The organism is Zoogloea sp. (assembly GCF_041904905.1).
Lineage (GTDB): Bacteria > Pseudomonadota > Gammaproteobacteria > Burkholderiales > Rhodocyclaceae > Zoogloea.
The window spans coordinates 1-11865 of the sequence record NZ_JAYRMI010000097.1 but is presented as its reverse complement, the minus strand read 5'-3'; the positions used below and the strand labels follow the sequence as shown (position 1 = coordinate 11865).

Here is an 11865-nt window from a genome sequence, read left to right as displayed (position 1 = left end):
GCGGCGGAACGCTCGGCGGCGGCGTCGGACAGTTCGAAGGCCTGTTCGACCTTCAGATCCGGCAGACCTTCGATTTCGAGGATGCGGCCGGAGAAGACGTTCTTCTTGCCCTTCTTCTCGACGGTCAGGAGGCCGGCCTTGATGGCGTACAGCGGGATCGCGTTGACCAGATCGCGCAGGGTGATGCCCGGCTGCATCTGGCCCTTGAAGCGGACCAGCACGGATTCAGGCATGTCCAGCGGCATGACGCCGGTGGCGGCGGCAAACGCAACCAGACCGGAACCGGCCGGGAAGGAGATGCCGATCGGGAAGCGGGTGTGGGAGTCGCCACCGGTGCCGACGGTGTCCGGCAGCAGCAGGCGGTTCAGCCAGGAGTGGATCACGCCGTCGCCCGGGCGCAGCGCAACGCCGCCACGGGTGGAGATGAAGGACGGCAGCTCGCGGTGCATCTTGACGTCCACCAGCTTCGGGTAGGCGGCGGTGTGGCAGAAGGACTGCATCACCAGATCGGCGGAGAAGCCGAGGCAAGCCAGATCCTTCAGCTCGTCGCGGGTCATCGGGCCGGTGGTGTCCTGGGAGCCGACGGTGGTCATCTTGGGCTCGCAGTAGGTGCCCGGCAGGATGCCCTTGCCTTCCGGCAGGCCACAGGCGCGGCCAACCATCTTCTGGGCCAGGGAGTAGCCGGTGCCGGCGTCTGCCGGGTTCTGCGGCAGGCGGAACAGGGTGGAGACCGGCAGGCCGAGGAATTCACGGGCCTTGGTGGTCAGGCCACGACCGATGATCAGCGGGATACGGCCGCCAGCGCGGACTTCGTCGAGGATGACGAGGGTCTTGAGCTGGGATTCGGCGATGGTGGCGCCGTTCTTGGTGGCGGTGACCTTGCCGGTGGCGCCGTCAACCTTCAGCTCGATCTCGTCGCCCATGTCCATCTGGCCGGCGTCGATCTCGATCGGCAGCGCGCCGGCGTCTTCCATGGTGTTGAAGAAGATCGGGGCGATCTTGGAGCCCAGGCACACGCCACCGAAGCGCTTGTTCGGGACGAAGGGGATGTCTTCGCCGGTGAACCACAGCACGGAGTTGGTGGCGGACTTGCGGGAGGAGCCGGTGCCGACCACGTCGCCGACGTAGGCGATCAGGTTGCCCTTGGCGGCCAGCGCTTCGAGCTGCTTGATCGGGCCGCGGGAGCCCGGCTCGTCGGCTTCGATACCCGGACGCGGGTTCTTCAGCATGGCCAGGGCGTGCAGCGGGATGTCGGGGCGGGACCAGGCGTCCGGCGCGGGCGACAGGTCGTCGGTGTTGGTCTCGCCGGTGACCTTGAAGACGGTGAGCTTCTGGGAGGCGGGGACTTCGGGGCGGGAGGTGAACCACTCGCCGTCGGCCCAGGACTGGATCACGGCCTTGGCGTTGCCGTTACCAGCCTTGGCCAGCTCGGCCACGTCGTGGAAGTAGTCGAAGACCAGCAGGGTCTTCTTGAGGCCTTCGGCAGCGGTGGCGCCGCATTCGGCGTCGCCCAGCAGGTCGATCAGGGGCTTGACGTTGTAGCCGCCGAGCATGGTGCCCAGCAGTTCGGTGGCCTTGACCTTGGAGACCAGACCACAGGCCACTTCGCCCTTGGCGACCTTGGCCAGGAATTCTGCCTTGACCTTGGCGGCGTCATCCACGCCGGCGGGGACGCGGTAAGTCAGCAGATCTACCAGGAAAGCTTCTTCGCCGGCCGGCGGATTCTGCAGCAGTTCGACCAGAGCCTGGGTTTGCTGCTTCGACAGGGGCAGCGGCGGAATGCCGAGGGCGGCACGCTCGGCAACGTGCTGGCGGTAGGCTTCAAGCATGGGTAGATCCTTCCTAGACGATGGTTACATTACGGTGATGCTGTCTTTCGTGCGGCGCCGGGAAAACCCCGGGGCACGTCTCCCTCACAGACCGGCCTTTGGTTCTTATCAGGCAGAGCCAAGTCTTATATATATTATATTTTAAACCACGCAGATTGTGCGAACGCACAATTCAATTTTTCCAGCAAGTTCAACGGCTCCCGCACCATGCCGGTGCGTGCATCAGCGCTGGAGCGCGGTTTCGACTGCCCCCAGGGTGATCGGCTTGATGAGCAGATCGTCGAAGCCGGCGTCGATGAGGCGCTGCTTCTCTTCCGGGAGCGCATGGGCAGTATAGGCGATGACGCGCAGGCCGCCGAATCGACCGTCGGCGCGGATGCGGGCGAGCACCTCTTCGCCCGACATGCCGGGCATGCTGATGTCGAGGAACACCACGCCGAAGGGCTCCGCGTCCAGCTTGGCCAGGGCCGCGGGGCCGTCTTCGGCCTGCTCGGCCACGTAGCCCAGCCGGCTGACGAAGGCGATGGCGAGCCGTCGGTTGATCAGGTTGTCATCGACGACGAGAACCTTTTTCGGGTTTGAAGAGGCATCGCTCATGGGGAAAGCCTATCTGGACGTTGGCGCGGCGGCCGGCAGGTACAGCGTGAAGGTGGCGCCGTTGCCGGGGCTGGACTGCACGACGAGATCGCCGCCCAGCAGGTGCGCGAGCTCCTTCGCGAGGGCCAGCCCAAGGCCGGTGCCACCATGATCGCGGGTGAGGAATTGGTCCAACTGGCGGAATCTCTCGAAAATGACGCCCTGTGCTTCGAGGGGGATGCCCGGCCCGGTGTCGGTGACGGCAAACGCGATGCGCTCGCCGGCGCGACCCACGCGCAGGCCAATCCCGCCATTCTCTGTGAACTTGATCGCGTTGTTCAAGAGATTATTGAGAATCTGCCGCAGCCGCTGGACGTCCGTCCGGATCGACACCGGCAGGTCGGCCGCCAGCGCCAGGTCGAGGGACAGCCCCTTGGCCTGGGCATGGGCCCGGTGGGCGCCGATCAGCTCGTTGGCCAGGGCCGCGATGTCGTGAGGGGTCGTCTTCAGTTCGAGCCGGCCGGCCTCGATCTTGGCCAGGTCGAGCAGGTCGTTCACGATGTCCAGCAGGTGCTTGCCCGACGACTGGATCGTGGTGGCGTAGTCGAGCTGGACCGGATCGGTCAGCTCGAGCTGGAGCAGTTCCGAATAGCCCAGGATGCCGTTGAGCGGCGTGCGCAGCTCGTGGGACATGCTGGCCAGGAAGTCCGACTTGAGCTTGTTGGCCTCCTCTGCCCGGCTGCGGGCCTCCTCGGAGCGCTTGAAGGATTCCTGCACCTCGTCGGCCATGCTGTTGAAGGAGTCGGCCAGCTGCCCCATCTCGTCGTCGGAGCGGACCTTCAGCCGGTGGGACAGGTCGCCGGCCTGGAAGCGACCGAGGCCGTCGATCATGGCGGTGATCCGCCGGGTGATGAACTGGGCCATCCAGATCGCCACGACGATGACCACCACCACCATCAGCGCAGTAGAGAGCGTGAGGGCGCCGGCGGTCTGGGTCAGGTTGTCGGCGATGTCGTCCCGCAGCCCCTGCCGCTGGGCGTGGAGCGACTTGTCCATCTCGGCGATGCTGAAGCCGATCCGCCTGGCCGACTCGGTGGCGGCGCGGTGGAAGTCGTCCACGTTGGCCCCCACGGTGACGAAGCCGAAGCCCCGCGGCGACTGTCCGTACTGGCCGGTGTAGTACGGGATCGCGGCGGCGGTGGTGAGCTTCCACAGCCCCGAGAAGAAGATGGTGAAGGAGCCGGACCCGCCCTTCTCGGTAAGCTGGTTCCACCCGGCGCACTGGGGCGAGAAGTTGAGGTAGCGGCAATCCAGCCCGACGGTGCCGACCTTGACGAGGGCCGCCGCCGGCTTCTTCTTGAGCGACTGCCCGTCGAAGGGCTTCACGGTCTCGAGGAAGGCCCGCGACGACTTGCCGGACGCCTGCCACGCGTCGTAGAGCGCCTGATCCAGCCACGGCGTCACCGGCTCGCCGGTGGCGGGGTCGTAGCCCGGGATGAAGTAATCCCGCGGGTGGGAGATCGCCCGGCTGCGGTGGTCCCACATGAAGGCGTAGTTGCCGACGATGGCGTCGTTGATCGGCGTGTAGCGCGAATCGGTGGGGCTGATGTGATCGGTGAACTCGCGGATGTGGTCGTGATCCAGCGCGAGGGTGACGTAGCCCACAATCCGCCCGCCCCGCTCCACCGGCGTCGCCCACCGCACGATGCCGCGGAAGCGCTTGCCCACCGGGTTCTCGGTGCCGGCGTAGGCCGACTCCTCCGGCTTGAACTCGATGCCCGCCTTGCGTGCGCTGGCCGGCAGGTACGGCCCCACCACCCGGCTGCCCACATAGGCGCCGATCACCTCGGACACGTAAATCTCGCCGGGCTTCAGCTTCCGCAGTTCAGGCCAGTAGCGCTCGGCCTTCAGGAAGGTCTGGCCCGGGTCGCTCACGTTGCGCAGCGCGCTGGCGGTGAGATCGCCCGTCGTCACCTTCACCCGCTCGCGCCCCTGCAGATCGACGAAGCTCATCTCCACGAACAGCGGGCGCGGCTCAGGGTGGCCGATGTACTCCGGCGGACGGGCGCTGAACGACTTGGCGTTATCCGGGAGAGCCTGGGCCGGGTCGGCCGCCAGGGATTCGTCCCAGCTCTGGTTGGCGGCAGGCTCCCAGCGGGTGCCATCCTCGGCAAGCTGCCAGGGGCCGTGGCGATGGACCTTGCGCGTACGGTGAAGCAGAAAGCTGCGGTAGGCCGCCTCGGACGGCTCCACCTGAGCCGCCTGCCGCACGTCCGAATCCCGGTCGTAGAGAAAGCCGGCCACCGCCCGGGCGGTGTCGGTGGTCAGGCGCTCGATGGCCACCCGGGCCCGGTCGTCCAGCGCCCGGATCGCGTCGCCGGTGGCGCCCTCGCCCACCTGCTTCACGGTCGCCAGCATCGACTCGGCCATTGCGCTGGCCTTCGCGCTCACCGTGTCGCCAAGCCGCTGCGCCATGCCCCACGCCAACAGCGCCAACACCACCAGCGGCAGCACCTTGATGACCACGAAGATCGCGATCAGCTTGCCGCGGATACCCATTTTCCAGCGCTTCAATGCCGTCTCCCCAACTCGCAGCTACCCTTGCCCGGCCCATCGGAATGCACAGCTCGCCCAGGCTCGCCGATTATTCACCTGAAATCCCGGATCCCTGCCAGTAACGGCATCGGCGCGGGAATCTCAAGGCAAGGCACGCCGGATGTTGCGATTCCGCCCCGGCTCATTCCAGAATGCGGGCTCCGCCCTCCGCTACCCACCGTCGATGCCCCACCCCTGCCCCTGCGGAAAACCCGCCGACTACGCCGCCTGCTGCGGCCGCCACCTGGACCTGGGCGACCCGCCCCCCGATGCCGAAGCCCTGATGCGCTCCCGCTACACCGCCTTTACCCTGGGCCGGGAAGACTACCTGCTGACCACCTGGCACCCCGACTTCCGTCCGTCCGGACTGAACCTTGCCGGCGATCCGCCCACCAAGTGGCTGGGCCTCGCGGTCAAGCGCTTCGAGCTGACCGACGACAGCCACGCCGTGGTGGAATTCGTGGCCCGCTACAAGATCGGCGGGCGCGCCCACCGCCTGCACGAAACCAGCCGCTTCATCCGCGAGGACGGCCGCTGGCTGTACCTGGATGGCGACATCCACCCAAACTGAAAAAACTCGAGGAGACACCCCCATGAAGCTCTACTACTCCCCCGGCGCCTGCTCCCTGTCGCCCCACATCGTGCTGCGCGAAGCCGGTTTCGACGTCGCCCTCGAAAAGGTGAACCTGCGCACCAAGGAGACCGCATCCGGCGCCGACTTCGCCGCCATCAACCCCAAGGGCTACGTGCCTGCGCTGGCGCTGGACGATGGGGAGCTGCTCACCGAAGGCCCGGCCATCGTGCAGTACGTGGCCGATCTGGTGCCCGAGAAGAAGCTCGCCCCGCCCGCCGGCACCCTTGCCCGCGCCCGCCTGCAGGAGTGGCTCACCTTCATCGGCACCGAACTCCACAAGAGCTTCAGCCCACTGTTCAACCCTGCCGCCAGCGACGACATGCGCGATGCCGCCCGGGCCAACCTGGCCCGTCGCCTGCCCATCGTCGCCGCGGCCCTCGACACCAAACCCTATCTGCTGGGCGACGCGTTCTCGGTGGCCGACGCCTACCTCTTCACCGTGTTGGGCTGGACCGGCCTGGTGAAGGTGGACATCACCCCCTGGCCGAGCCTTGGCGCCTTCGCCGAGCGCGTGCGGGCCCGCCCCGCCGTGCAGGCGGCGCTGAAGGCCGAAGGCCTGCTGAAGTGATGGCGTGAAGCGAGATCAGCCGGCAGCCACCAGCTCGATGGTCTCGCCGGCAAAGTCGATGCGCTGACCCGGGCGCAGCTTGGCCCGCTTGCGGTTCTCGATCTCCCCGTCCACGCACACCGCCCCGTCGGCAACGCGCTGCTTGGCCTCGCCGCCCGACCCGCACAGGCCGGTGGCCTTGAGCAGCTGGTCGAGCTGGATGAATTCGCCTTCAACGGGGAATCGGATGGTCATGGTGGCGGGCTCCGGCGATTGCAGAAATGTTTCAGGAGCGGCGGATTGTGTCAGACCCGACTCAATCCGCCAATCCGGGCCGCCCGCCGGCAGCCCGTCAGAACACGCGCTCAGGCCGGAATGCGCAGCACCTGGCCCGGGTAGATCTTGTCCGGGTGGCCCAGCATCGGCTTGTTGGCCTCGAAGATCTTCATGTAGGCGTTGGCGTTGCCATAGAAGGCCTTGGCGATGGCAGACAGGGTGTCGCCCCGCACCACGGTGTGAAACTGGGCCGGCGGCTCGGGGTTGGTCACGCCAAGCTGGTCGTCCACCTTATCCACGCCGTCCACGTTACCGCAGCACAGCAGCACCTTCTCCTTGGTGGCCTGATCGGCCACCGTGCCGGCAACGGTGACGGTGCTGCTGGCGCCATCGAAGCTCACCGAGAGCGCGCTGGTGTCGAGCCCCTGCTTGTCGATGTAGGCCACGATCGCCGCGGCGGCCTTGCGGTTCAGCTCGGCCAGCTTGTCGGCGGCGCTGGGCTCGGCGGCGGCGGCTTCCACATCCTTGCGGCCGAACAGCTTCTCGCCCGCTTCACGTACGAAACTCAGCAAACCCATGTGCTTCTCCTGGTGGTGGTCAAACCGACAGACTAAGCCCGCGCGACAGCTTCGGCATCGCGGATTCTGTTTCTAACTGTGAAACCGCCCGTGCCGCCGGCAGGATGTCACTCGTCGAGAGGCTTCATGCCGTGCCGTCGGCGGGCCCGGGCGCAGCCCTCGTCGCCGATGCCCAGCGCCGCGAAGGGGGCGAAATCCCGGCACGGCCCGGGGCGCCGGTCGTAGATCGTGCAGCTCACCGCCTGGCCGATCTCGCCAGCCAGCGCGATGCAGCGCGGCGGGCCTTCGTCGGTGCCGCGCATCCGCGCGAGGGTGGCCGTCACCGGCACGGTGAGCGCCACCGGCACGCAGCCGCCGGGGCAGGTTTCCAGATCCGAGACGTGGAAATCGACCCGAAAACTCGCGCAGCACGCGCCACAGGTCAGGCAGGGATCGGCCACTTCGTCACTCCGTTGCAGGGCGCGCCTCGGGCGCCGTTTGTTTGAAGATCTGCTGCGCCACCTTGCGGGCGCCTTGTACCGACAGGTGATCGTCGTCGAAGTAGTCGGCCTGCCCGTCGCCCGCGGCGTAGCAGGCCTCGGCATCGCACAGCACCTCGGCCGGGTCCACCACCGCCACGCCGGGGGGCAGATCGGGCAGATGGGCGCGCACGAAAGCCTGGCGGCGATCCCACCAGCGCCGCTCCACACCGACGATCCGCGGGCCACCGTCCACCAACACCAGATCGTCGATGCCCTTGCGCAGCTCCGGCGCCTGCAGCACCGCCACCACCCGCTTGCCGGCGGCCTGCAGGCGCGACAGCAGCGCCACGTAACTTTGCCACGTGCGCGCGCGCTCGGCCTCGCCGACCGTATCCGGCAGCGCCGGGTAGACGCCTTCATGCTCGCCGAAGAGATGCAGGTTCATGCGGTACACCACCACCACCGTGTGCACCTCCGGCAGGCGCTCCAGATGGGCCAGCGCGGCGTCCGACCACTTGCGGCAGTCCGAGCCCAGGTCGGCCCGCCCGGCCACCGGGCCGCAGCCGCTGTAGCTGAGGTGCTTGAGGCCCAGGTCGTCCCGCTTCAGCCCCTCGGCCAAGGCATAGGCCAGCTCCACCGCGTGGCTGTCGCCGAAGACAGCCCAGGTCACCTTGCTGCCGAAGTAGGTGCACGCCCGGGCCGGCGGCGTGAAATCCGGCGAATCCAGGGTGTGGCAGGTATCCCGCAGCGGGCTGGGCTGGGCTGTCTTGCGCAGGGCGATGCGGTCCGCGTCGAGACGCTGGGCCTCGTAGCCGCCGGTCAGCCGCCCGCCCAGCCCCACGGCGATGAAACCCAGCAGGCACACCCCGCTGAACAGGAACACCGCCCGGCGGGGAACCGTTCGACGCTGCCGGAAGGGCCGCTCCACGAACCGCCAGCTCAGATAGGCCAGCGCCACCGACGCCACCGCCAACGCACCCATCAGGGCCTCGCTGGGCGCCCCCACGCTGCGAACCCGGGCAAAGGCCAGCAGCGGCTGGTGCCACAGATAAGCGCTGTAGCTGAGCAGGCCGATCCCCACGCAGAAGCGGTTGCCCAAGAGCGCGCCCACCGCCGTCCGGGGGCTGGCGAACAGGATCACCAGCGCCGTGCCCAATGTGGGGAGCAGCGCGTGCACCCCAGGAAAGGGCGTGTGCCGGTCGAACAGGAAGACCGACACCCCGATGGCGGCCAGCCCGGCCAGCCCCGCCAGCTGCGCAAGCCAGGGCGACGACGGCACCAGCGCGCCGTCCGCCCCCGCGCGGGCCGACAGCACCAGCGCCACCAGCGCACCGATGAGCAGCTCCCAGCCGCGGGTGTGAAGCAGGTAATAGGCTCCGGTGGGGTCGTGTCTCAGCCCCCACTCGGCCGCCAGCAGGCTGGCGACCAGCAGCGCCGCCAGCAGCACCCCGATCCGGCGCCGGCCAAGACGCCACACCGCCATCAGCAGCAGGGGGAAGAACACGTAGAACTGCTCCTCCACCGCCAGACTCCAGGTGTGGAGCAAGGGCTTCAGCTCGGCGGCGGTGTCGAAGTAGCCGCTCTCCTGCCAAAACAAAATGTTGGAGCTGAACAGCGAGACCCCGATCAGGCTGTTGCAGAACTTCCGCATCTCCGCCGGCGCCAGCCACAACCAGGCGAAGGGCAACGTCGCCAGCATCACCGCGAACAGCGCCGGCAGGATTCGCCGCGCCCGCCGCTCGTAGAAACCGACGACGGTGAAGCTGCCCGCCTGGAGTTCGGCCAGCAGGATGCTGGTAATCAGGTAGCCGCTGATGACGAAGAACACGTCCACGCCCACATAGCCACCGCCGAACAGGCCGAAGCCGGCGTGGAACAGGATCACCGGCAAGACGGCGACGGCCCGCAGGCCGTCGATCTCGCCGCGGTACTTCAGACCCACGATGCGGGCCCCCGCAGGCAGCCGCTCACTTGCCCTCGCCGCAGCACTTCTTGTACTTCTTGCCGCTGCCACAGGGGCAGGGATCGTTGCGCCCGGGGCCGCTGCGGGTGGCGGCGGTTGCCGCGCTCACCGGCACGGGCGCCGGCGCCGGCAGGCCGAGGGCGCGCCAGTTCTGGTAGAGCCGCTGCACGGCAAGGCCCTTCTCCTCCAGTTCGGCCAGCTGGGCGTCGGCATCCGGCAGCACCGAGACCTCCTCTTCGGGCCCCAGGATGGTCTCCAGCAAAGATTCGGCGATGGCGGTGTCGCTCACGGTGTCCGGCCACTCCACCGGCCACATCTCGAAGCCCTGTTCGAAACCGTTGCTCCACTCCTCGCCGATGGCCGGATCGTCGTCGCCGCCCTGGGCATAGCAGAACGGCTGCCAGCCTTCGGCCTCGCCTTCCTCGTCGCCCAGCTCGTCGCCGATCACCGCCAGGGTGTCGTTGTAGTAGCGCAGCACCAGCTCGATGGCCTTCTGCAGCACCGCGCCGGAACCGAAGCCCACCTCACCCTCGTCGGCCGTCCACACCGCCGGCAGCCACTCCTCCACCTTGATCGGCAGCGGCGAGGCGACGATGGCCGCGATGTAGCCGTCGAGCATCTCCATGTTCATGCAGTCGGCGGGCACATCGTCGGAGACCAGCAGCTCCTCGAGCTGCTCCAGTTCTTCTTCGGACAAGGGTTCGGATTGAAATTGGGTCATGACGGGTCTTCCTCCGGTCTGGGTTGGCGATCGAGCTCCACCACACACCGGTAAAGGGTCTGGCCGGAATCCCGGTACTTGCGTTCAAAAGGGGTGAGCGGCGACGGGGCCTCGAAGGGCGCCCAGCCAACCTCGCGGCCGGTCAGCAGGCCGATCGCGAGGGCGAATTCTTCCACATAAATATTCCAGTTGCTGCGACATTCCAGCCGCCCACCCAACCTTGGCACAAACGGAAACACCGGATGGGCGTGCCAGCGCCGCGCCAGGTGGCCGATCTTGGGCCAGGGGTTGGGGTAGAGGATGTAGTGCCGGTCGAGCCGGATGCCGGCGTCGGCCATCAGCCGCCAGTAGTCCACCAGATCGGCCCGCACGAAGACCATGTTCTTCGGCAGCAGCGCATCGGGGTAAGGCTTCTTGCGGGACAGCCGGTCTTCCGACTGATCGACGCCGATCACCCAGTGCTCGGGAAACGCCCGGGCGAGCTGGATGGTGCTGTGCCCAACGCCGCAGCCGGCGTCCAGGATCAGCGGCGCCTTACCGTCCCAGCCAGCCAGGCTGGCCGCGAAGGCGGCCTTGTTGTGATCGAGATAGGGTTTGCGGAACTCGGAGCGGGCGTGTTTGACGACCCGCTCGACAAGGTTTTCATGAACGCCCGGCTGGGCGCTCTCGGGGATCTTCGAATTGGCGTACATCCGCCAATTCTACGCGGCCGCCTTCAGCACCGGTACGCCGTGACAACCCAGGATATGGGCGACGACCAACGGATCTTTCTGGGCGCGCAGCTCCGCGTAGAGAATTTCGGCGCGGGGAAAGTTGCGCCGCAGCATGCCCAACCACTGCTTGAGCCGGCCCGGCGCGTGGCGCGCCTCCACCTTGGCCAGCACCCGCTGCCAGAACTCGCCGATCAGCGGCAGCAGCTCGGCCCACTCGGCGTCGCGATCCGGCGCGCCCTCGCCCCCCGCGCGGATGCGCCGCGCCAGGAAGGGGTCCGACACCGCGCCGCGGCCCAGCATCACGTCGGCGGCGCCGCTCACCGAACGGCAGCGCCGCCAGTCCGCCTCGTTCCACACCTCGCCGTTGGCCACCACCGGCACCGCCACCGCGTCGGCGATGCGCCCCACCCACTCCCAGTGGGCGGGCGGGCGGTAGCCGTCGATCTTGGTGCGGGCATGGACGACGATGTCCTCCACCCCGCCGTCGGCCAGGGCCTGGGCGCACGCCAGCGCGCGGCCGGTGTCGGCCACCCCCAGGCGCATCTTGGCGGTGAAGGGGATGTGCCGCGGCACCGCCCGGCGCACCGCGCAGGCGATGGCGTGGAGCGTCTCGGGCTCGTCGAGCAAGGCCGCGCCGCCCCCGTGACGATTGACCAGCGGCGCCGGGCAGCCGAAGTTCAGGTCGATCCCCGCCGGGTTCAGCCGCACCAGCTGGGCCGCGTTGTCGCCCATGCAGGGCGGGTCGGAGCCCAGCAGCTGCACCCGCACCGGCGTGCCGCTGCTCGTTGTGCTGCCGGCGCGAAGCTCCGGCGACACCCGCGCGAAGGCCCGCAGCGGCAGCAGCGTGCCCGACACCCGCACGAACTCCGTCACCGCGTGGTCGTAACCCGGCACGCGGGTCAGCACCTCGCGCAGCACGTCGTCGGCGAGCCCCTCCATCGGGGCGAGCAGCAGCCGGGTCATCGTCGAAAA

12 protein-coding genes are annotated in these 11865 nt (G+C 68.1%); 2 read left to right on the top strand and 10 right to left on the bottom strand.

Going from position 1 to position 11865, the window contains the following annotated elements; genetic code table 11:
- The 3 genes from ACE3N6_RS17990 to ACE3N6_RS17980 all read right to left on the bottom strand — a co-directional run.
- On the bottom strand, positions 1-1829 hold a 1829-nt coding region (locus ACE3N6_RS17990; RefSeq protein WP_374247198.1), incomplete at its 3' end, for a bifunctional aconitate hydratase 2/2-methylisocitrate dehydratase.
- 222 nt (positions 1830-2051) lie between these two features.
- On the bottom strand, positions 2052-2426 hold the full coding sequence (locus ACE3N6_RS17985; protein WP_374247197.1) for a response regulator: 375 nt from the start codon (positions 2424-2426) through the stop codon (positions 2052-2054).
- A 9-nt stretch (positions 2427-2435) separates the two neighbouring features.
- On the bottom strand, positions 2436-4979 hold the full coding sequence (locus tag ACE3N6_RS17980; protein WP_374247196.1) for a sensor histidine kinase: 2544 nt from the start codon (positions 4977-4979) through the stop codon (positions 2436-2438).
- 205 nt (positions 4980-5184) lie between these two features.
- Here ACE3N6_RS17980 and ACE3N6_RS17975 point away from each other — a divergent pair, with 205 nt between their 5' ends.
- Together ACE3N6_RS17975 and gstA are read left to right on the top strand one after the other, a co-directional pair.
- Positions 5185-5571, top strand: a complete 387-nt coding sequence (locus ACE3N6_RS17975; protein ID WP_374247194.1) for a YchJ family protein — start codon at positions 5185-5187, stop codon at positions 5569-5571.
- 22 nt (positions 5572-5593) lie between these two features.
- Positions 5594-6202, top strand: coding sequence for a glutathione transferase GstA (gene gstA, locus ACE3N6_RS17970; RefSeq protein WP_374247193.1), 609 nt, complete (start codon positions 5594-5596; stop codon positions 6200-6202).
- A gap of 15 nt (positions 6203-6217) precedes the next feature.
- Here the strand turns inward: gstA and ACE3N6_RS17965 are convergent, their stop codons facing one another.
- From ACE3N6_RS17965 to ACE3N6_RS17935, 7 genes are all read right to left on the bottom strand, one after another.
- Entirely contained in the window at positions 6218-6436 is a 219-nt protein-coding gene (locus ACE3N6_RS17965) for an RNA-binding S4 domain-containing protein (protein WP_374247192.1), read from the bottom strand.
- 110 nt (positions 6437-6546) lie between these two features.
- Entirely contained in the window at positions 6547-7035 is a 489-nt protein-coding gene (gene lysM / locus ACE3N6_RS17960) for a peptidoglycan-binding protein LysM (protein WP_374247191.1), read from the bottom strand.
- A gap of 107 nt (positions 7036-7142) precedes the next feature.
- Positions 7143-7475 (bottom strand): YkgJ family cysteine cluster protein, encoded by a 333-nt coding sequence (locus ACE3N6_RS17955; protein WP_374247190.1) that lies wholly within the window; start codon positions 7473-7475, stop codon positions 7143-7145.
- Between the two features lie 4 nt (positions 7476-7479).
- On the bottom strand, positions 7480-9438 hold the full coding sequence (locus ACE3N6_RS17950) for an acyltransferase family protein (RefSeq protein ID WP_374247189.1): 1959 nt from the start codon (positions 9436-9438) through the stop codon (positions 7480-7482).
- 25 nt (positions 9439-9463) lie between these two features.
- Positions 9464-10180: a UPF0149 family protein gene (locus ACE3N6_RS17945; RefSeq protein ID WP_374247188.1), complete on the bottom strand. Its 717-nt coding sequence runs from the start codon at positions 10178-10180 to the stop codon at positions 9464-9466.
- Positions 10177-10872, bottom strand: coding sequence for a tRNA (guanosine(46)-N(7))-methyltransferase TrmB (locus tag ACE3N6_RS17940; protein WP_374247187.1), 696 nt, complete (start codon positions 10870-10872; stop codon positions 10177-10179). The genes ACE3N6_RS17945 and ACE3N6_RS17940 overlap by 4 nt, the downstream gene beginning before the upstream one ends.
- 9 nt (positions 10873-10881) lie before the next feature.
- Positions 10882-11856: a tRNA dihydrouridine synthase gene (locus tag ACE3N6_RS17935; protein WP_374247199.1), complete on the bottom strand. Its 975-nt coding sequence runs from the start codon at positions 11854-11856 to the stop codon at positions 10882-10884.
- Positions 11857-11865 lie beyond the last annotated feature (9 nt).

What these genes read in the sequence shown, in the direction of transcription:
- ACE3N6_RS17965 (WP_374247192.1), bottom strand. Translation starts at nt 6,436, where the DNA reads ATGACCATCCGATTCCCCGTTGAAGGCGAATTCATCCAGCTCGACCAG.
- lysM (WP_374247191.1), bottom strand. Translation starts at nt 7,035, where the DNA reads ATGGGTTTGCTGAGTTTCGTACGTGAAGCGGGCGAGAAGCTGTTCGGC.
- ACE3N6_RS17985 (WP_374247197.1), bottom strand. Translation starts at nt 2,426, where the DNA reads ATGAGCGATGCCTCTTCAAACCCGAAAAAGGTTCTCGTCGTCGATGAC.
- ACE3N6_RS17935 (WP_374247199.1), bottom strand. Translation starts at nt 11,856, where the DNA reads ATGACCCGGCTGCTGCTCGCCCCGATGGAGGGGCTCGCCGACGACGTG.
- ACE3N6_RS17945 (WP_374247188.1), bottom strand. Translation starts at nt 10,180, where the DNA reads ATGACCCAATTTCAATCCGAACCCTTGTCCGAAGAAGAACTGGAGCAG.
- gstA (WP_374247193.1), top strand. Translation starts at nt 5,594, where the DNA reads ATGAAGCTCTACTACTCCCCCGGCGCCTGCTCCCTGTCGCCCCACATC.
- ACE3N6_RS17975 (WP_374247194.1), top strand. Translation starts at nt 5,185, where the DNA reads ATGCCCCACCCCTGCCCCTGCGGAAAACCCGCCGACTACGCCGCCTGC.
- ACE3N6_RS17940 (WP_374247187.1), bottom strand. Translation starts at nt 10,872, where the DNA reads ATGTACGCCAATTCGAAGATCCCCGAGAGCGCCCAGCCGGGCGTTCAT.